Origin of the sequence: Frigoribacterium sp. NPDC087798 (genome assembly GCF_044742985.1) — a bacterium.
GTDB lineage: Bacteria > Actinomycetota > Actinomycetes > Actinomycetales > Microbacteriaceae > Frigoribacterium.
The window spans coordinates 1,345,551-1,365,471 of record NZ_JBIUVP010000001.1 but is presented as its reverse complement, the minus strand read 5'-3'; the positions used below and the strand labels follow the sequence as shown (position 1 = coordinate 1,365,471).

Annotated in this window: 16 protein-coding genes; 12 read left to right on the top strand and 4 right to left on the bottom strand. The window is 71.4% G+C overall.

All coding sequences use genetic code 11. From position 1 onward, the window contains the following. Window positions 1-163: 163 nt before the first annotated feature. The 5 genes from ACIOSR_RS06370 to opgC are packed head-to-tail and all read left to right on the top strand — an operon-like array spanning window position 164 to window position 6,647. Window positions 164-1,363: a SpoIIE family protein phosphatase gene (locus ACIOSR_RS06370; protein WP_402752128.1), complete on the top strand. Its 1,200-nt coding sequence runs from the start codon at window positions 164-166 to the stop codon at window positions 1,361-1,363. Window positions 1,364-1,422: 59 nt separating this feature from the next. Continuing rightward, window positions 1,423-3,372 carry a glycosyltransferase gene (locus tag ACIOSR_RS06365; RefSeq protein WP_402752208.1) on the top strand — a complete coding sequence of 650 codons (1,950 nt, stop codon included), beginning with the start codon at window positions 1,423-1,425 and terminating at the stop codon, window positions 3,370-3,372. After that, a complete protein-coding gene (locus ACIOSR_RS06360) occupies window positions 3,369-3,701 on the top strand; it encodes an STAS domain-containing protein (RefSeq protein WP_056047165.1) in 333 nt (110 codons plus the stop codon). The genes ACIOSR_RS06365 and ACIOSR_RS06360 overlap by 4 nt, the downstream gene beginning before the upstream one ends. Continuing rightward, window positions 3,694-4,113, top strand: a complete 420-nt coding sequence (locus ACIOSR_RS06355) for an ATP-binding protein (protein WP_082460371.1) — start codon at window positions 3,694-3,696, stop codon at window positions 4,111-4,113. The genes ACIOSR_RS06360 and ACIOSR_RS06355 overlap by 8 nt, the downstream gene beginning before the upstream one ends. Beyond that, window positions 4,101-6,647 (top strand): OpgC domain-containing protein, encoded by a 2,547-nt coding sequence (opgC, locus tag ACIOSR_RS06350; protein ID WP_402752127.1) that lies wholly within the window; start codon window positions 4,101-4,103, stop codon window positions 6,645-6,647. The genes ACIOSR_RS06355 and opgC overlap by 13 nt, the downstream gene beginning before the upstream one ends. A 259-nt stretch (window positions 6,648-6,906) precedes the next feature. On the opposite strand, the gene ACIOSR_RS06345 is transcribed toward opgC, so the two are convergent. The 3 genes from ACIOSR_RS06345 to ACIOSR_RS06335 are packed head-to-tail and all read right to left on the bottom strand — an operon-like array spanning window position 6,907 to window position 9,342. Beyond that, window positions 6,907-7,623, bottom strand: coding sequence for a hypothetical protein (locus tag ACIOSR_RS06345; RefSeq protein WP_402752126.1), 717 nt, complete (start codon window positions 7,621-7,623; stop codon window positions 6,907-6,909). Next, the gene (locus ACIOSR_RS06340) at window positions 7,620-8,276 is read right to left on the bottom strand and encodes a hypothetical protein (RefSeq protein WP_277959856.1); all 657 of its coding nucleotides are present in this window, start codon (window positions 8,274-8,276) and stop codon (window positions 7,620-7,622) included. Before ACIOSR_RS06340 ends, ACIOSR_RS06345 begins: the two co-directional genes overlap by 4 nt. 58 nt (window positions 8,277-8,334) lie before the next feature. Then, window positions 8,335-9,342, bottom strand: a complete 1,008-nt coding sequence (locus ACIOSR_RS06335) for a LacI family DNA-binding transcriptional regulator (protein WP_123571912.1) — start codon at window positions 9,340-9,342, stop codon at window positions 8,335-8,337. Between the two features lie 147 nt (window positions 9,343-9,489). On the opposite strand from ACIOSR_RS06335, the gene ACIOSR_RS06330 reads away from it, so the two are divergent. The 5 genes from ACIOSR_RS06330 to ACIOSR_RS06310 all read left to right on the top strand — a co-directional run bounded on the left by ACIOSR_RS06330 (window position 9,490) and on the right by ACIOSR_RS06310 (window position 16,205). Then, on the top strand, window positions 9,490-10,776 hold the full coding sequence (locus ACIOSR_RS06330) for an ABC transporter substrate-binding protein (protein ID WP_402752125.1): 1,287 nt from the start codon (window positions 9,490-9,492) through the stop codon (window positions 10,774-10,776). A gap of 10 nt (window positions 10,777-10,786) precedes the next feature. Next, complete coding sequence (locus ACIOSR_RS06325; RefSeq protein ID WP_371740385.1) at window positions 10,787-11,821, top strand: carbohydrate ABC transporter permease; 1,035 nt, start codon at window positions 10,787-10,789, stop codon at window positions 11,819-11,821. After that, window positions 11,818-12,723 (top strand): carbohydrate ABC transporter permease, encoded by a 906-nt coding sequence (locus ACIOSR_RS06320; protein WP_056047129.1) that lies wholly within the window; start codon window positions 11,818-11,820, stop codon window positions 12,721-12,723. Before ACIOSR_RS06325 ends, ACIOSR_RS06320 begins: the two co-directional genes overlap by 4 nt. Window positions 12,724-12,764: 41 nt before the next feature. Beyond that, window positions 12,765-15,137: a beta-glucosidase gene (locus ACIOSR_RS06315; RefSeq protein WP_402752124.1), complete on the top strand. Its 2,373-nt coding sequence runs from the start codon at window positions 12,765-12,767 to the stop codon at window positions 15,135-15,137. A 282-nt stretch (window positions 15,138-15,419) separates the two neighbouring features. After that, window positions 15,420-16,205, top strand: a complete 786-nt coding sequence (locus tag ACIOSR_RS06310) for an SDR family oxidoreductase (RefSeq protein WP_123571910.1) — start codon at window positions 15,420-15,422, stop codon at window positions 16,203-16,205. A gap of 222 nt (window positions 16,206-16,427) precedes the next feature. On the opposite strand, the gene ACIOSR_RS06305 is transcribed toward ACIOSR_RS06310, so the two are convergent. Next, a complete protein-coding gene (locus ACIOSR_RS06305) occupies window positions 16,428-17,498 on the bottom strand; it encodes a LacI family DNA-binding transcriptional regulator (protein ID WP_342211828.1) in 1,071 nt (356 codons plus the stop codon). A 130-nt stretch (window positions 17,499-17,628) separates the two neighbouring features. On the opposite strand from ACIOSR_RS06305, the gene ACIOSR_RS06300 reads away from it, so the two are divergent. After that, a complete protein-coding gene (locus tag ACIOSR_RS06300; RefSeq protein WP_235452694.1) occupies window positions 17,629-18,885 on the top strand; it encodes an extracellular solute-binding protein in 1,257 nt (418 codons plus the stop codon). Between the two features lie 19 nt (window positions 18,886-18,904). Beyond that, the gene (locus ACIOSR_RS06295) at window positions 18,905-19,891 is read left to right on the top strand and encodes a carbohydrate ABC transporter permease (protein WP_082452496.1); all 987 of its coding nucleotides are present in this window, start codon (window positions 18,905-18,907) and stop codon (window positions 19,889-19,891) included. Window positions 19,892-19,921 lie beyond the last annotated feature (30 nt).

Sequence of the window (19,921 nt, the reverse complement as noted above, 5' to 3'; positions counted from 1 at the left end):
CCGATCCTAGGCGCGATGGCAAGGTTTGTCATGCGTCGACCGGCACCGCGCCTCCTCGGTGTCCCCCTAATGGTGGGCATGACGTGGCGAGGGCTCTGTGGCATCGTTGCAGGGTTCGGAGACGGCACGCTCCCACCAGGCGCGCCCAGCGAGAGGGAGCCGTGTGATCAGGGACGAAGTCCGCGAAGAACGTCGGCAGCGAGCGGTCGAGACGCTCGGCATCGTCGAGTCGGGCCACGAGGCCCGCCTCGACCGCGTGACCCGCGTCGCCCGGGCCGTGTTCGGGGTGCCGCTGTCGTCGGTCACCGTCATGGACCACGAGCGCGCGCTCTTCGTCGGCCGGGCGGGCTTCGACGACCCCGAGTCCGGGCGCACCGACACCCCGTGCAGCCTCGTGACCGACACGGGCGAGATCGTCACCACCGACGACGCCCGCCTCGACCCGCGGTTCGCCCACCTGGGCGCCTTCAACGACAACGGGCTGCGGTTCTACGTCGGTCACCCGCTGCGCGACGGATCGGGCAACGTCGTGGGGTCGTTCTGCCTGATGGACGCCGAGCCCCGGCAGCTCTCGGACGACGAGATGGCCGAGTTCCGCGACCTGGCCGCCTGGGCCCAGGTCGAGCTCCTCGCCGACGCCGACGCCTCGGCCGCCCGGTCCACGCAGCAGGCGCTGTTGCCGGCCCAGCCCCTCGAGGTCGAGGGCGTCCGGGTCGAGGGCATCTGCCTGCCCTCTCTGAACGTCGGGGGCGACTACTACGACTACGGACTCGTCGGCCGGTTCGTGCACGTGGCCGTCGGCGACGTGATGGGCAAGGGCGTCGGGGCGGCCATCATCGGGTCCTCCGTCCGGGCGGCCTGTCGTGCGGCCTCACCGCAGGTCGCCGCCGGACGCGAACTCGGCCTCGCGGTCGACCGCATCGAACGAGCCGTGCGGACCGACCTGCAGCGCACCGGGACGTTCGTCACGTACTTCCACGCCGTCCTCGACCTCGACACGGACGAACTCTCGTTCGTCGACGCCGGGGCGGGGCTGTCGATCATCGTCCGGGCCGACGGCAGCGTGCAGCACCTCGCGGGCACGGGGCTGCCGCTCGGGCTCGACGAGCAGCAACAGCACGTCACCGAGACGACCCGCCTCAGCGTCGGCGACCAGCTGATCGTCATGAGCGACGGCGTCCTCGACGTCCTCGACGACGAGTTCGACTGGGCCCTCGAGGTCGGGCGGCTCGCGACACGGCCCGCCACCGGCGGTGCCGGCGGTGCCGACGGCCTCGGCCTGCTCGGGTCGATGGCGGCCCTGACCGAGCGACGCCTCTCGCGCGACGACGTCACCGTCGTCGTCATGGACCGTCGCGCGTGACCGACACCCTGAGTCGCCGCGACCAGCGGCTGCTCGACCGGACCACCCCGGGTCGCCGCATCGTCACGATCCGGGTGGCGGTCCTGCTGGCGTCGCTCGCCGGCCTGAACTACATCGTCTGGCGGTGGACCTCGTCGGTGAACTGGTCGTCGTGGTGGATCGCGGTGCCGCTGATCCTCGCCGAGACGTACAGCGTGATCGACTCGCTCCTGTTCGGCCTCGGGGCCTGGCGGCTGCGTGAGCGTGGCGAGCCGCCGACCCCGCCCGACCCCGACGGCCCTGAGACGCGCGTCACGGTCGACGTCTTCGTCACCACGTACAACGAGGAGGTCGAGCTCGTCATGCGCACCGCCCTCGCGGCGCAGCGCATCGACTACCCGCACACGACGTGGATCCTCGACGACGGGGGTCGCCCCGAGATCCGTGCCGCCGCCGAGGCCGCGGGCATCGGCGTCATCACCCGGTCGGACGACTGGGCCGACCGGCCGCGCCACGCGAAGGCCGGCAACCTCAACAACGCCCTCCTGTCGACCGAGGGCGAGTTCCTGCTGATCCTCGACGCCGACCAGGTGCCGAAACCCGAGATCCTCGACCGCACCCTCGGTTACTTCAAGGACGAGCGGATCGCTCTCGTGCAGACGCCGCAGTGGTTCGAGAACGTGCCGGAGTCCGACCCCCTGGGCAGTCAGGCGCCGCTGTTCTACGGCCCCATCCAACAATCCAAGGACGGCTGGAACAGCGCCTTCTTCTGCGGGTCGAACGCGGTACTCCGTCGGGAGGCGCTCATGCAGTTGGGCGTCGCGCGGTACGTCACCGAGGTCGAGGCGGCCGTGCGTCGAGCCGTCCGCACGTCGCGCAAGCTGCTGGTGCGGGCACGCGAGGAGGCCGTCGGCCAGCCCCGCGTGCTCGAGGCGTTGGACGACGCCGAGACCGTGGTCGAGCGGGCCCGCGCCGAGTTCGCCGCGGGGGAGTCCATCGGCGACGTCACCTACCGGTTCCAGCGCAGCATCGACACGATCGCCTTCCGTTTCGCCGACGCCGACCTCGCGGCCATGAAGGGCGACCTCGCCGAGCTCGCCGCCATGTCGCTCGGCCCCGACACGTTCGACGCCCTCGACGAGGCGGCCCTCGACCTGCTCGCGCAGCGGTCGTCCTCCCCGCTCGCCGCCATCGAGTCGATCTCGCTCCTCGTCGGGGCGCTCGACGTCGACCGCGGCTCCGAGGCGCAGGCGATCATGCCCCTGGCCACGATCTCGGTCACCGAGGACATGGCCACGGCCATGCGCCTCCACGGGTTGGGCTGGAGGTCGGTCTACCACGACGAGACCCTCGCGATCGGGCTCGCGCCCGAGGACCTCGCGACCATGATGACGCAGCGACTGCGCTGGGCCCAGGGCACCATGCAGGTGTTCTTCCGCGAGAACCCGCTCGTGCAGAAGGGCCTGTCGTGGGGTCAGCGCCTCATGTACTTCTCCACCATGTGGAGCTACCTCTCGGGATTCGCCGCCGTGGTCTACATCGCGGCGCCCGTGCTCTGCCTGTCGTTCGGCGTCGTGCCGGTGCAGGCCTACAGCGTCGACTTCTTCGCCCGCCTGATCCCCTTCCTGGTGTTCAACCAGCTGCTCTTCTGGGTGGTCGCGGCGGGCAGGCCGACCTGGCGGGGGCAGCAGTACTCGCTGGCGCTCTTCCCGGTCTGGATCGCCTCGGTCACCACGGCGTTCCAGAACGTCTACCGCGGCCGTGCGCTCGGCTTCTCGGTGACTCCCAAGACGAAGCAGGCGGCCACCGGCCCCCGGTGGGACCTCGTCCGACCGCAGATCTGGGCCGTCGCCTGCCTCGTCGCCGCACTCGTCCTGGTCGGCGTCCGCTACGCCACCGGGCAGGCCGAGGGCCTCGCGCCGCTCGTCAACATCGCCTGGGTGCTCTTCGACCTGGTGATCTTCAGCATCATCGTCCGGGCCGTTCTCTACCCGGGGCCCTCGGCACCCCACGACAAGGAACAATCATGATGACCGTCACCGTCGAGGCCGTCGAAGGCGGCTGCGTGCTCTCCCCACAGGGGCGCCTCACCGTGGTCTCGACACCACAACTCCGCGACGAGGTGGCCGCACGTCTCGCGGCCGGCGACCGCCTCATCATCGTCGACCTCTCGGGCACGACCTTCGTGGACTCGTCGGGCCTCGGGGCCCTCGTGTCGTGCCTCAAGTCGGCACGCCAGGCCGGGGGAGACCTGCGGCTCGTGGCCCCCACCGAGCAGGTCTCGATGGTGCTGCGCCTCACGAACCTCGACCGCATCCTCAAGCCCCGCGCCTCGGTCTCGGCCGCCCTCGATGACTGAGCGTCCCGGCCCCGTCGTCATCGACGTGGCCGTCGAACCCGAGAGCATCGACCTGGTGCAGAACGCCTTCGAGGCGTGGTGGACCTCGCTCGGCGACGACTCGCTCGAGACGCGCTTCTCGTTCGAGACCGCGATCGTCGAGATCGCGGCGAACGTCGTCGAGCACTCGCGCCGGTCCGAGGCCGACCGCGGTCGCCGCTTCACCCTCGAGCTCTCCGCCACCGACGACCGGCTGACGGCCGTCTTCCACGACAACGGCATGCCCAGCGAGATCGACCTCAGCGCCGTCTCGATGGCCGACCTCGAGGACGAGGACGGTCGCGGCCTGGCCCTGGCGCTCCTCAGCCTCGAGAGCCTCGACTACCGCCACGAGGACGGCCGCAACGTGTGGACGCTCGTGTGCCGACGCTGAGGCACCCGTCGGCGACGGTGCCACGTCGGCGGGCGGCCCGCCGGATCGGCGCGGCCCTGCTCGCCGTCGCGGCGTTCGTGCCGCTGGTGCTGGGGCCGGCGGTGCTCGGGGACGCGACGTCCGCGTCGGCCGCCGCCGCGCCTCCTGAACCCTCGGACACGTGGTTCGGCCCGGACCTCGACTGGGGCTCGGACGGACCCGACGGCTACGCCGGTCGACTCGGCGCGACGCCGTCGCTGTACGGCGTCAACATCGACTACCCGCTCGACCAGGGCGCGGTCGAGGAGTGGCGCCGGTCGGCCCGTGCCGCGGCCGCCCAGGGCGCCGTGCTCGTGGTCAGCCTGGAGCCCACCGGGCGGCTCGCCGACCTCGACGCCGCGGACGCGCGCCGGGCCGACGACCTGCTGACCGAGATCGACCGGCAGTACGGCACGCTCCAGCTGGTGCGCTTCGCGCCCGAGATGAACGGCAACTGGCAGCGCTGGGGGCAGCAGCCCACGGCGTTCGTCGGGGCGTTCCGGGCCCTCGCCGACGTCGTGCACGCCGGGGACTCGCAGGCCCGCATGGTGTGGGCTCCGTCCTACGGTGCGGGCTATCCGTTCTCGGACGCCGTCGGCCGCCTCACCGAGACCCCCTCGAGCGACGTCGACCTGCTCGACACGAACGACGACGGGCGGGTCACCGAGGCCGACGACCCGTACGGGCCGTACTACCCCGGCGACGACGCGGTCGACTGGGTCGGCCAGTCCATGTTCTTCTTCGCCAAGGGCAGCGCCTCGACGGCCGCCGGCACGTCGGTGCCGTTGGTCGAGAACCAGGCCCCGGCGGCGGGCGAGGTCGAGGCACGCTTCGACGAGACCTGGGGCTACACCGAGGCTCAGCCGTCGACGTTCTACGAGCGCTTCGCCGAGGGGCGCGACCGACCCATGCTGCTCGACACGGGCGCCCTCTACGCCGCCGGGTTCGACGGTGCCCCCGAGCTCGACGTCAAGCAGGGCTGGTGGCGTCAGGTGCTGGACGCCCTGCCGACCCACGACCGGATCTCCGGCGTCACCTGGCTCGAGGTCGAGCGGGACGAGGCCGAGGCGGGCGACCGACCCGTCGACTGGCGGGCCACGGCCGAGTCGGGCATCGCCGGGGCGCTGCGCACCGATCTCGAGGCGTCCGACCGGATCGACCTCGGGCCGGTCACCGACCGCGTGACCTCGACCGACGGCGACGCCGCGACCGTGCAGGTCCGCGACGGCGGCGGCGACGAGATGGGCTGGATCGTGGCCTGTGCCGTGGTGCTCGCCCTGGTCTTCCTGGTGAGCGGCGTCGTCGGGCGCCTGCTGCCCCGCTGGCGCTACCCCGACGACGGATCACCCGGTCGCGACCTGCGCATCGACCTCTTCCGCGGGTTCATCATCCTGGCCGTCGTCATCACGCACATCGAGGTCGCGGGGCCGTTCTCGTTCGTCACGCTGAAGGCCGTCGGGGCGATCACGGGCGCCGAGATGTTCGTGTTCCTCAGCGGCATCGTCCTCGGCATGGTCTACCCGCTCGGCATCAAGAAGTACGGCGAGAAGGCCGCCGCGATCGGCGCCTTCGTGCGGGCGCGCAAGCAGTACGTCGTGACCCTCGCGGTCATCCTGATCGTCTTCGCGCTGAGCTTCGTGCCGCTCCTGAACACGGACGCGGTCACGACCTTCACCGACCGCGGGACGGGCCTGACCGGCGGCTCGGCGGAGGGGCGGGTCTACGACCTCTACCCGAACGTCGACCGCCTGCTCGACTACCCGCCGCCGTGGTACGCGGTCCGTCAGCTGCTGCTGCTCGAGATGGGGCCGTGGCCGTTCAACATCATGGGCCTGTTCGTCGTGCTGAGCCTGACGATCCCCGCCCTGATGTGGGCGATCAAGCGGCGTGCCTGGTGGGCCGTGTTGCTGGTCAGCTGGGCGGTCTACGCCGTCGGCGTGGTCTTCCCCGACGTCCACCTCCTGCCGTCGCAGTTCGAGCCGGTGTTCCCGCTCTTCGCCTGGCAGGTGCTCTTCACCCACGGTCTCGTCATCGGCTGGTACCGGCGTCGGATCGTGACGGCGCTGACCACCCGCCTCGGCAAGGTGCTGGTCGGCGTGGGGGTCGTCGGCTACGCCGGGTTCCTCGCGCTGATCTGGGCCGGGCACGCCTACGGGTTCGCCCCGGGGCCGATCCCGACGGGCCTCTACGACACCCTGTACGCGACCGGCTACCAGCGGGTCGACATGCAGTGGGGCCGGCTGGTCGACGTGGCCCTCGTGGTCGTCTGCGTCTACGCGATCCTCACGGTGTTCTGGAAGCCGATCTCGGCGGCCCTCGGCTGGTTCTACGTCCCCCTCGGGCAGGCCAGCCTCTACGTGTTCATCTGGCAGGTCTTCTTCGTGCTCGCCGTCGCGTCGATCCCCGGGCTGGACCGCTCGGACGTGGTCGTCGGCACGATCGTCCACGTGGTCTCGGTGCTGCTGCTCTGGGTGATGGTGAAGAAGAAGTTCCTGTTCTCGGTCATCCCCCGCTGAGCGGCGGGCCGCCGGGGACGCAGGAGGCGCGGGTCGCGTGACCCGCGCCTCCTGCGTTCCCGTCTTTCTCTCGACGTCGCCCAAACGGGGGAGGCGTGCCGCTCCGAAGACATGCCCGGGTGCCTCCTGGGGTGCCCCGTGTCCGACCGACCCTGTCGCGGCACGCCGTCGGCGGCCCGAACCGTCGGCACGGTCGGGAGCCCGAACTCTCGGCACGGACTCTGGTGTCAAGGGCGACACCGGGGTCTGCGGGGGGGCGTCAGGCGAAGGCCAGGCGCAGCCGGTCCACGACGATCGGGTCGACGTCCGCGACCCGGCAGATGAGCGGATCGCGCTCGATGAGGCTGAGGGCGGCACGGATGCGGCGACGCTCGGTCTCGGTGACGTCCGTCGCCACTCGATCCCGGCGGGAGACGAGCGACCCGAGGGTGGCGATGTCGACGAGGTGTCGCGTGTGGTCGTCTCCCGGGATCTCGACGGCCGCGGCCTTGGCGAGGAGCGCGCCCTGCAGGGTTGGCCGCAGGACGGCACCGTCGCGGCCGTTCACCCGGACCTTTACGACGCGCGCTCGGTCGACGGCGCCCTGGGCACCGGGTGCGGCCAGGGTCGTCCCGCCGGTGATCCCGCGACGGGACGACGCGCGCTCGCCGAGGAAGCGGGGGATGAGGACGTCGATCTGGGCCTCGCCCCGGACCCAGCGGTGCTGGTGGCCCTCGAAGCTCTGGCCGTCCGCGACGAATCCGCAGTCGCGCAGGACCGTCGTGAAGCGCAGCAGCATCGTCGGATGTGCCCTCACGTCGAGCACGGTGTCGGCGTCGTTCGTGGGGCGGGCCGACGTCGACCCGCGCTCCCAGCAATGGGACTGGACCATCTGGCCGCCGACGACGGCCCAGCCGGTCGGCAGGCGCTCGTGCACCTCGAAGAGGGCGTGCCAGGCGTCGGCCTGGGCGGCTCGGAGCGTGGGCGCGACGATCATCGCGAGCCCTCGCGGATCAACCTGTCGGCGGCGGCCCGTTCTCGTGGTCCGGCACTCGTCGCCAGGTCCGCGATGAGGGTTCCGAGTGGCAGCGGGCGCGGTGCGGCGCCGTCGTGGACCCTCAGGGCGGCGTTCGGTCGGCGGGACGGGACGAGCAGGTACTCGTGGACCACGGCGTCGAGATCGGCGGCGGAGACGTGTGCCTCGAGCCTGCCGCCGTCGCTCATGCCCGAGCGTTCGTCGCTGCTGCCCCCGGGGGTGAGCCGGGTGTCCAGTCGGAGATCGGGGAGGTCGGCCGCGGGTGCCTCGAACCCCCGGGCCGTGGGGTGGGCGGTCCGTAGCCAGAGGGCGAGGCGGTCGGACGGCGTCGTGCCCTGCCGGAGTTCGTCGATCCGGGCGAGCGTCCGGCCCCGCTCGCTGGGCGACAATCCGACGGCCCAGTCGGGGTCACCGGTCAGCCGAGCCACCAGGGCGTCGGCCGACCGGTGCGAGAGCGGTCGGCCGGGCTGCCGTCGATGCGGAACGGCGTCGTCGATCAGCCATCGTCCGCCGACCCACCGGGCGTCGAGCAGTCCGGCCGCTGCGGCCGCCTGGGCACGACGGGTCGAGATGTCGTGACGTCTCGCGTATTCGGACGCGCTCAGTTCGGCCATGGTGTGCACAACCATACGCGAACGCGAATGATTGTGGAAGAGCAGGAGCAGGTCGCGCTCACCCGCGCGGCGGCCCCGTCGTCCCGCGCACCACGAGCCGGGTCGGCAGCTGCACCTCGGGGGCGGCCGGTTCGCCGCCCTCGAGCATCGTGAAGAGCATGCCCGCCGCCGCGCTGCCGAGCCGCTGCATCGGCTGCTGCACGGTGGTCAGCGGAGGCGACTCGCGCGAGGCCTCGGGGATGTCGTCGAACCCGACGATGCTGAGGTCGTCGGGCACCCGCAGGCCGAGGTCGAGCGCGGTGCGCAACAGGGCGATGGCCGAGAGGTCGTTGGCGGCGAAGACGGCCGTCGGCCGGTCGGGGCTCGTCAGCAGCGAGCGGGCCGCCTGGCGCGAGGCCGTCAACTCGAAGTCGCCGTTGCGGGTCAGCGCCGGGTCGCGGGTGATGCCGGCCGCCCGGAGCGCCTGCACGTAGCCCGCCTCGCGCAACGACGCCGAGCGCAGGTCGGGACGCCCGGCCAGGAAGCCGATGCGCCGGTGCCCCAGGCCGAGCAGGTGCTCGACGGCGAGCAGCGCCCCGCCCCGGCTGTCGCCCTCGACCGACGGCAGGTCGGTGCGCCCGGTGTGCGGGTCGACGGCCACCACGGGGATGCTCGCGGCGGTGGTCAGCACCGAAGGCGTGACGAGGATCGCGCCGTCGATCAGCGTGCCGCTCAACCGGCTGAGCGAGCGACGCTCCCACCCGGTGTTCTCGCCGCGGTGCGCCCCGCTGTAGGCCAGCAGGTCGTACTCGGCGCCCCGCGACCGGACGGCCGCCCCGACCCCCTTGAGCACCTCCGAGCTGAACGGCTCGAAGTCGGCCACGAGCACGCCGATCACCCCGGTGCGGCGGGCCCGCATGCTGCTGGCCACCAGGCTCGACTCGTAGCCGAGCTCGTCCACCGCCGCCATGACGCGCTCGATCGCCTGGGCCGAGACGCCGTAGCGGCCGTTGACCGCCTTGGACACCGTCGCGACCGACACCCCGGCAGCCCGTGCCACGTCGTGGATCGTCACCCGTGCCGTCATCACGTCGGCAGCCTAGCCCGACGGAAATGGTTTTCGAAAACGTTTGACACCGTCCCCGCCGTTTTCGACACTGAGGCCATGCCGCGCATCGGAGCACGGCACGCTCGGCCGACCACGGCCGCTCAACGAAGAGGAAAAGGTGGAACCATGACCACATCTCGACGGCTCCTGGCCGGGTCTGCGGCCCTGCTGATCGGAGCGGGACTGCTGACCGGCTGCAGCACCGGGGGCGGAAGCGGGTCGGACGACGGCACGCTCACCCTGTGGCAGAACTCGACGACCGGCCCCGGCCAGGACTTCTGGACGGCCACCGCGGCCGACTTCGAGAAGGCCAACCCGGACGTGAAGATCGACGTCCAGACCGTGCAGAACGAGGACTTCGACAGCAAGCTGCAGACCGCCCTCAACTCGGGCGACGCCCCCGACGTGTTCCTGCAGCGCGGCGGCGGCAAGCTCCAGGCCATGGTCTCGGCCGGACAGGTCAAGGACCTCACCGACGTCATCTCGGACGACGCGAAGCAGGACATCAGCGAGGGGACCTTCGGGTCGGGCTCGGTCGACGGCAAGGTGTACTCGATGCCCGTCGCCGTGCTCCCCGGTGGCTTCTGGTACAGCCAGGACCTCTTCGACGCCGCCGGCATCACCGAGGCCCCGAAGACGATGGACGAGCTCGACCAGGCCGTCACCGCCCTGAAGGGCTCGGGCGTCTCGCCCGTCGCCCTCGGTGGCAAGGACGCCTGGCCCGCCGCCCACTGGTACTTCTTCTTCGCGCTGCGCTCGTGCAGCTCGGACGTCCTCGAGAAGGCCGCGACCGACCGTGACTTCAGCGACGACTGCTGGGTCAAGGCGGCCGAGGACCTCGCCGACTTCCGCGACACCGAGCCGTTCAACGACGGGTTCCTCACCACGGCGGCCCAGCAGGGCGCCGGCAGCTCGGCCGGCCTGATCGCCAACCACCAGGCGGGCATGGAGCTCATGGGTGCCTGGAACCCCGGCGTCATCGCCTCGCTCACGCCCGACCAGCAGCCGCTGTCCGACCTGGGCTGGTTCCCCTTCCCCGCCGTCGACGGCGGTGACGGCGAGACCGGCGCCATCATGGGCGGGGTCGACGGGTACTCGTGCTCGGCCGGTGCGCCCGACTCGTGCGTCGACTTCCTGAACTACCTGGCGACCCCCGACGTGCAGACGGCCTACTACAAGGCCTTCAACGCGCCTCCCGTCAACACGGTCGCCCAGGAGGCCGTCACCGAGCCCTACCTGCAGGACGTGCTCAGCGCCTACAACGACGCCCCCTTCGTCTCGCAGTGGCTCGACACCGTCTACGGCCTGAACGTCGGCAACGCGATGAACGTCGCCGTGGTCGACCTGCTCTCGGGTGACGGCACGCCGCAGCAGTTCGTCGACGCCGTCGACGCCGCCGCCAAGAAGGCGTAGAGGTCGGATCGTGAGTCTCCGCGAACCCTCCGTGCGGCCCGCCGCACCCTCGCGGCCTCACGCCACCGCCGGGGGCGAGGCACTCGCCTCGCCCCCGGTGGCCTCCCGGGCCGTGTCCCGGAAGGGGCGTGGCGCCCGCGGCCTCGAGATCGCCCTGCTGGTCGGTCCCGCCCTCGTGGTGTTCCTGGCGTTCGTGGTCTTCCCGATCGTGATGGCCGCCTACTACGGCTTCTTCAGCTGGTCGGGCTTCGGCCCGCCGACCGACTTCGTCGGGTTCCGCAACTACGTCACGATCTTCCAGGACCCGACCTTCCTCGACGCGTTGCGGCACAACGCCACGATCGTCGTGCTCTCGCTCGTGCTGCAGGGCCCGGTGGCCATCGGGCTCGCGCTGTTGCTCAACCGCAAGCTGCGCGGTCAGTCGCTCATCCGCGTGCTGATCTTCGTGCCCTACGTCATCAGCGAGGTCGTCGTCGGCACGGGCTGGAGCCTCATGCTCCAGGGCAGCGGCGCCGTCAACGACCTGCTCACCAAGGTCGGCCTCGGCTCGTTCGCGACCGACTGGCTCGCCGACCCGAGCATCGCGATCTGGACCCTGCTCGTCATCATCACCTGGAAGTACGTCGGCTTCGCCGTCATCCTCTTCCTGGCCGGGCTGCAGGGCGTGCCCGAGGAGCTCAGCGAGGCCGCGGCGATCGACGGCGCGAGCTGGTGGCAGATCCAGCGCCGCATCACGCTGCCGCTGCTCGGACCGACCCTGCGCATCTGGGCGTTCCTGTCGATCATCGGCTCGCTGCAGTTGTTCGACCTCGTCTACATCATCTGGGGTCAGTACATCGCGGCCACCGCCGGCACGTCGACCATGGCGACCTACATGGTGGCCAACGGCCGCACCTCGGGCAGTTACGGCTACGGCAACGCCGTCGCGGTCGTGCTGTTCCTCATCTCGCTCGTCGTCGCCCTCGTCTACCAGCGCTTCGTGCTGCGACGCGACACGGCCGGGGCCGTCACGACCTCGGCCACCACCGCAGGAGAAGAACGATGACCGCCAGCACCCTGCCCGCCCGCCCCCGCGGCGGCACCCCCGCGCCCGCGGCGCCGCGGCCATCGACCCGCAGGAGGCGTGGCATCGCCGACCCCGGACGCGGCGTCGCGTACGTGGTCGCGGTGGTCGTCATCGTGGCGATGCTCGCGCCCGTCGCGTTCATCGTGATCGGCGGGTTCCGCACCAACGCGCAGATCACGACGGACCCGTCCGGGTTCCCGAGCCCGTGGCAGGTCGGCAACTACCTCGACGTCCTGACCGGCGGCACGTTCTGGCGACAGGTCGGCAACTCGCTGATCTCGGCCGGGGCGACCACGATCGGCACGGTGGCGCTCGGCCTGGCCGCCAGCTACGTCCTGGCGCGGTACCGGTTCGCCGGTCGCGGGGTGCTCTACGCGCTCTTCGCGGCGGGCCTGATGTTCCCGATGACCGTCGCGATCACGCCGCTGTACCTCGTGATCCGCGACCTGGGCCTGACGAACTCGCTGGCCGGCGTCATCCTGCCGCAGATCGCCTTCGCCCTGCCGACGACGATCATCATCCTCGTGCCGTTCCTCCGCGCGATCCCCGACGAGATCGAGGAGGCCGCGTTCATCGACGGCTGCAGCCGCCTCGGCTTCTTCTTCCGGATGGTCGTCCGGCTGTCGTTGCCCGGCGTGATCACGGTGGGCATCCTCGCCTTCATCGGTGCCTGGAACTCGTACCTGCTGCCGCTGTTCATCCTCAACGACCCGTCGACGTTCACCCTGCCGCTCGGCGTGCAGGCGTTCTCGTCGCAGTACTCGGTCGACACGGCACGGGTGCTCGCCTTCACGGCGCTCTCGATGCTGCCCGCGTTGATCTTCTTCAGCCTCTTCGAACGCCGCATCGTCGGCGGGCTCACCGGGGCGGTCAAGGGATGACCGCCACCGACACCGTCACAGACCAGGAGGCGCGAGCCGACATGACCGACACCGCTCACCGACCGCAGGCCCTCACGGTCGGCGAACCCCGCGCCTCCGACCGGGTGGCGTCGCTGCTGGCCGAGATGACCCTCGACGAGAAGCTCGCCCAGCTGGTCGGCTGGTGGGTCGACCAGGGGGCCGAGAACGTCGCCCCGATGCAGGGCGAGATGGCGACGTCGGGCGACTACGTCGAGGCGACCCGACACGGGCTCGGGCACCTGACGCGGGTCTACGGGACGCGGCCGGTGGACCCCGTCGAGCGCGCCTCCTGGTTGTGGCGCGAACAGCGCCGCCTGCGGGACGAGACCCGACTGGGCATCCCCGCGCTGGTGCACGAGGAGTGCCTGACCGGCCTCGCCGCCTGGCAGGCCGCGACGTTCCCGACGCCGCTCGCCTGGGGCGCGTCGTTCGATCCCGAGCTGGTCGAGGAGATGGCCCGGCTGATCGGCGGGTCCATGCGCGACCTCGGCGTGCACCAGGGTCTCGCGCCGGTGCTCGACGTCATCCGTGACACCCGCTGGGGGCGGGTCGACGAGTGCATCGCCGAGGACCCCTACGTCGTCGGCACGATCGGCACCGCCTACGTGAAGGGGCTGCAGGCGGCCGGCGTGCACGCGACGCTCAAGCACTTCGTCGGCTACTCGACCTCGGCGGCGGGGCGCAACCACGCACCGGCGCAGGTCGGACCGCGGTTCGTCGAGGACGTGCTGTTGCCGCCCTTCGAGATGGCCGTGCTCGACGGCGGGGTGCGGTCGGTGATGAACTCGTACGCCGAGATCGACGGGGTGCCGGTCGCCGGGACGCCGTCGTACCTGACCGAGGTGCTGCGCCGCAGGTGGGGGTTCGACGGCGTGGTCGTGTCGGACTACTTCTCGGTGGCGTTCCTGCAGGTGATGCACGCCGTCGCGGCCGACCGGGGCGAGGCCGCCGCGCTGGCCCTCGAGGCCGGCATCGACGTCGAGTTGCCCACCGGTGACGCCTACCTCGCGCCCCTCGCCGAGCGGGTGCGCGCGGGAGACGTGGACGAGGCGCTGGTCGACCGGGCGGTGATCCGCGTGCTCGCCGAGAAGGAGGAGCTCGGGCTGCTCGACGAGACGTTCGAGACGCCGCCGCCGACCGCGATCGACCTCGACTCGGCCGAGCACCGGGCGGTCGCGCGGCGGCTGGCCGACGAGTCGGTCGTCGTGCTGACGAACGACGGCGTGCTCCCGCTCGTGCGGGGGGCGACGGGGGCCACCGGTGGCGCCGGGGCCGCCGGTACCGGCCCGGCGTCGGTCGCGGTGGTCGGCCCGAACGGCGACAGCGCCGAGGCCCTGATGGGCTGCTACTCGTTCGTCAACCACGTGCTGGCGCACCACCCCGGCGTGCCACTCGGCATCGACCTGCCGACCGTCGCCGCCTCCTTGCGCATCGAGCTGCCCTCCGCCGAGGTGGCCGTCGAGGCCGGCTGCGACGTCGAGGGCGACGACCGGTCACGCATCGCCGCGGCGGTCGAGGCCGCCCGGGGCGCTGCGGTCGCGGTCGTCGTGGTCGGCGACCGGGCCGGCCTGTTCGGCCGGGGCACCGTCGGCGAGGGCAACGACGTCGAGAGCCTCGAGCTGCCCGGGGTGCAGCGCGAGCTCGTCGAGGCCGTCGTCGCCACCGGCACGCCGACCGTCATGGTCGTGCTCTCGGGCCGGCCGTACGCCATCGGGTGGGCGGTGTCGGGTGCGGGGGCGCCCGCCGCCGTCGTCCAGGCGTTCTTCCCGGGAGAGGAGGGCGGGGCCGCCGTCGCCGGCGTCCTGACCGGCAGCGTCGAGCCGTCCGGGCACCTGCCCGTGTCGTTGCCGCGGTCGGCCGGCGCGCAGCCGTTCTCGTACCTGCACCCGGTGCTCGGCGGGCCGTCCGAGGTGACGAGCGCCGACAGCACGCCGGTGCTGCCCTTCGGCCACGGGCTGTCGTACACCTCGTGGCGACGCTCGGACCTGGTCGTCGACTCGGCCGAGGTGCCGGCGGGTGGCTCGTTCGTCGCCTCGGTGACGGTCGCCAACACGGGCGACCGCCCCGGCACCGACCTCGTGCAGCTCTACGCGCACGACGTCGTGGGCTCGGTCACCCGGCCCGTCGCGCAGCTGCTCGGCTACGCGCGCGTCGCGCTCGGACCCGGTGAGGAGGCGCGGGTCGTCTTCCGCGTCCCCACCACCCGACTGGCGCTGACCGACCGGCAGCACCGACGGGTCGTCGAGCCCGGGGACGTCGAGCTCTGGGTCGGCGGCTCGTGCGCCGAGCGCGAGGCCGAGGCGACGGTGCGGCTGACGGGCGACGTGTACCCCGTGACGATCGCCGACGAGCGGATCGTGGGCGTCGAGATCGGGACGCGCGCCGGGCGCTGACCCGCGCCTCCTCGGGTCGCCCGGCCCGCGCCTCCTCGGGTCGCGGGCCCGCGCCTCCTGCGCCCCGAACCCCGTTCACGAAGATGAACCCCGTTTTCTCGTGGTTCGTCTTCGTGAACGGGGTTCGTCGCGTCGTGGGAGGCAGGAGGCGCGGCGCGGCGACCGCGGTCAGGGCGCAGTAAGGCGACATGTGTAGCCTTACGGCGAGTCGCGCACGGTCGCGCGACCACTGGCCCGGCGCCGCGTCGGGCCTCACCGAACGAGAGAACCGGAGCCCGTCCCATGGAGCGTTTCACCGACAAGGTCGTCCTCATCACCGGTGGAGGGTCGGGCCTCGGCCGGGCCACCGCCGTCCGCGTCGCGAGCGAGGGCGCGAAGCTCGCCCTCGTCGACGTCTCGGAGAAGGGCCTCGCCGACTCGCAGGCCGCCGTGCTCGAGGCCGTCCCCGGGGCCGAGGTGCTGACCGTCGTCGCCGACGTGTCGAGCGAGGACGACGTCGCGCGCTACGTGTCGGCGACGGTCGAGCGCTTCGGGCGCATCGACGCGTTCTTCAACAACGCCGGCATCGAGGGCAAGCAGAACCTCACCGAGCGGTTCGGCGCCGACGAGTTCGACAAGGTCGTCTCGATCAACCTGCGCGGGGTGTTCCTCGGTCTCGAGAAGGTGCTCGGCGTCATGCGGTCGCAGGGCGACGGCGGTGCCGTGGTCAACACCGCCAGCGTCGGCGGCATCCGCGGCGTCGGCAACCAGTCGGGCTACGCCGCGGCCAAGCACGGCGTCGTCGGCCTGACCCGCAACTCGGCCGTCGAGTACGGCGAGTTCGGCATCCGCGTCAACGCGATCGCCCCCGGCGCCATCTGGACGCCCATGGTCGAGGCCTCGATGCGTCAGATCGACGCCGAGAACCCCGAGAAGGCCGCCGAGCAGTTCATCCAGATCAACCCGACCAAGCGCTACGGCAAGGCCGACGAGATCGCCTCGGTGGTCGCCTTCCTGCTGTCGGACGACGCCACCTACGTCAACGCGGCCGTCGTGCCCATCGACGGCGGGCAGTCCGCGAAGTACTGAGGCACGCGCGGGGGCGTCGTGAGTCGCCGGCCCGCGCCTCCGCCGGTCGCCGACCCGCGCCTCCTGCCGCCTCGCACCCGGTTCCGAACCATGCACCCCGTTGCTTCTGGGTGCATCGTTCGGAACCGGGTTCTTCGTCGCGCTGCAGGCCGGGGCGGCACCAGGCCGGCAGCGAGGCCACCGGGCCGGCGCGGAGGGCCAGAGCAGGAGGCGCGCCGCGCGTCAGCCGGTCGACTCGCGTTCGTGCACGCGCACGGCTCCGTAGGTCACGCCCGCCGAGGTCGAGCCCCCGATCGCGTCGACCAGGTGCTGGGCGGCCGCCCGGCCGAGCTGTTCGAGGTTCATGTCCACGCTGGTCAGCGTCGGGCGTGACTCGCGGACGAGGACGTCCCAGTTGTCGAAGCCGATGACGGCGACGTCGCCCGGCACCGACCGGCCCTCGTCGCGCAGCGCGTCGAGCACGCCGCGGGCGATGTGGTCGCTGCCCGCGACGATCGCGTCGACGGTCTCGTCGCCCCGGACGAGGAGGCGCGCGCAGTCCCGCCCCCAGGCCTCGCCCCACTGCCCGTACAACGAGGCACCGCCGACGAGCTCGAGCCCGGCGGCCTGCGTGGCGGCCAGCACCCCCGCCGCCCGGTCGCGTGAGGCGGCGTACGACGACTCGCCGTTCACGAGCGCGATGCGCCGCCGACCCTTGGCGATGAGGTGCTCGGCGGCGAGACGGCCGGCCTGCACGTTGTCGGGGGTGAAGGACGCGTCGGTCGGGTCGGTCGACGGCGCGTAGACGTAGACCACCGGCACGTCGGCGAGGACGGGAGCCGGGGGGCGGGGGTTGGTGGTGCGGCCCACGATCAGGAGCCCGTCGACGCGTCGGGTGAGCAGGTTCTGCAGGTGCAACTGCTCTCGCAGGGCGTCGTCGCGTGCGTCGGCCAGCAGCACCGAGAGCGACCCCGAGCCGAAGGCGTCCTCGGCGCCGAGCAGCACGGGCAGGACGAAACGGTTGTCGAGGTCGCTCGTGACCATGCCGATCGTGCCGGTGCGCTGGGAGTTGAGGGCCTGGGCGAAGAAGTTCGGGGTGAACGACAGGGCGGCGGCGGCCTCTCGCACCTTGACGCGCGTGCTCTCGCGCACCTGGGCCCGCCCGTTGAGGGCCTTCGACGCGGTCGCCACCGAGACGCCGGCGGCCCGGGCCACGTCCGCGAGCGTGACGGGCGCCCCCGTCCCTCGACCACCGCTGCTCGTACCCATGTAGCGAAAATAGTTCACGAACGTGTTGACAAGCAACTGTGCCAAATGTAGCTTTCAACCCGAAACCGGTTTCGGTTACAACTTCTCGACGACGAGACGGTCGCGCACCGGCATCCCCCTGCACCGCGCGGCGCTCTCCGAACGAGGAACCCGCAGCATTCAGAGAGGAATTCCTGTGATCTCGTTCATCCGCAGCAAGAAGACGGCCGTCGCCGTCGTGGGTCTGGCCGCCGTGTCGCTCGCCCTGACCGGGTGTGCCGGTGGCTCGTCCGGCGGCAGCAGCTCGGCCGCGTCGGGGACGTACACCTTCTGGGACCCGTACCCGCAGTTCGACGACTCGTCCGACTGGGCGAAGCTGGTGCAGGCCTGTGGCACCGAGGCCGGCGTCACCGTCGAACGCACCGGCTACGACACCTCCGACCTGACGAGCAAGGCCCTCCTCGCCGGCCAGCAGGGCAACTCGCCCGACCTGCTGCTCGTCGACAACCCCGTCGTCTCGACGCTGGCCGAGGCGGGCCTGCTGACCGACACCGACGAGACCGGTGCCGACACCTCGGACATCGAGCAGAACATCCTCGCGGCCGGACAGATCGACGGTGCGACGTACGGGGTGCCCATCGGCGCCAACACCCTGGCGCTGTACTACAACAAGACCGTCCTGGACGCGGCGGGCGTCGACCCCGCGTCGATCACCGACTGGGACACCCTGACCTCGGCCCTCGAGAAGGTCTCGGCCTCCGGCGGGAAGGGCATCACCTTCTCGGCCATCGGCACAGAAGAAGGAAGCTTCCAGTTCTTGCCCTGGTACTGGGGGTCCGGTGCCGAGCTGACCGACCTCTCGTCCGACGACGCCGTGTCGGCGCTCGACCTCTGGACCGGGTGGGTCGAGGACGGCTACGCCCCGAACTCGGTCATCGGCAACACGCAGACCACGAGCTGGCAGGAGTTCCTCACGGGGGAGTACGCCTTCGGCGAGAACGGCACCTGGCAACTGGCCGGCGTCAAGGACTCGGGCATCGACTACGGCATCATCTCGATCCCCGCGAAGGACGGAGGCGCGGCACCGGCCCCCACGGGCGGTGAGTTCCTGACGGTCCCCGTCCAGAGCGACGACGCCCGGTACGACGTCAGCGAGAAGATCCGGGCGTGCCTGACGAGCACCGACAACCTCGTGGCCACCGACACGACCCTGTCGTACGTCGCGCCGACGAAGGACGCGCAGGAGCAGCAGGTGCAGGCCGACCCCGACCTCGAACCGTGGGTCACCGCCGTCGGCGATGCCAAGGGGCGCACGAGCGACGACCTCGGCACCGAGTACCCGAAGATCTCGGAGCAGCTCTGGAAGGCCGTCCAGAACAGCCTCAGCGGGTCGTCGTCGGCCCAGGACGCCCTCGACGAGGCCCAGCAGGCCGCCGAGTCGGCCACGAAGTGACCGCCCGGGACGAGCGACCATGAGCACCGACATCCTCGAACGTCGTGAGGCCGTGCCCGACGGACGGTCGGGCGGGACGCACGTCCCGCCCGCCGGCCCCGGCCGCCCGAGGCGTCGCCGTCGCCCCGACGCGGGCCAGCTGACCGCCTGGGCCTTCATCGCCCCGGTCGTCCTCTACCTGGCGGTCTTCTACGCCTACCCGTTGATCCGCAACGTCGACCTGTCGGTCCGCGACTACACCGTGCGGTCGTTCATCGACGGCACGGCACCGTTCATCGGGTTCGAGAACTTCACCGACGTCTTCGCCAGCCCGACGTTCGGCCCGGCCCTCGTCAACACGCTGCTGTTCACGGGCGTCTCGATCGCGTTCCAGTTCTCGATCGGCATGGCACTCGCGGTCTTCTTCTTCCAGAGGTTCCCGCTGTCGTCGACGTTGCGCGCGTTGTTCCTCGTGCCGTGGCTGCTGCCGCTGATCGTCAGCGCGTCGACCTGGTCCTGGATGCTCAACAGCGAGAGCGGCGTCGTCAACTCGGTCATCGAGACCTTCGGCGGCAGCCAGGTCAACTGGCTCACCTCTCCGCAGTGGGCGTTGACGAGCGTGATCGTCGCCAACATCTGGATCGGCATCCCGTTCAACCTGGTCATCCTCTACAGCGGCCTGCAGAACATCTCGGGTGACCTCTACGAAGCGGCGGCGCTCGACGGCGCGAACGCCTGGCAGAAGTTCTGGCGCATCACGTTCCCGCTGCTGCGCCCGGTGTCGGCCATCACCATCCTGCTCGGCCTCGTCTACACGCTGAAGGTCTTCGACATCATCTGGATCATGACCCGGGGCGGCCCGGGCGACGCCTCGACCACCTTCGCCATCTGGTCGTACCAGTTGGGCTTCGGCTCGACCCTCCCGACCTTCGGCCCCGCGGCCGCCGTCGGCAACCTGCTGATCGTGATGGCCCTGATCTGCGGATTCGTCTACCTGCGCGTGCAGAGGAAGCAGAGTCGGTCATGAGCGTCATCACCCGGACCCCCGCCCCGCGAT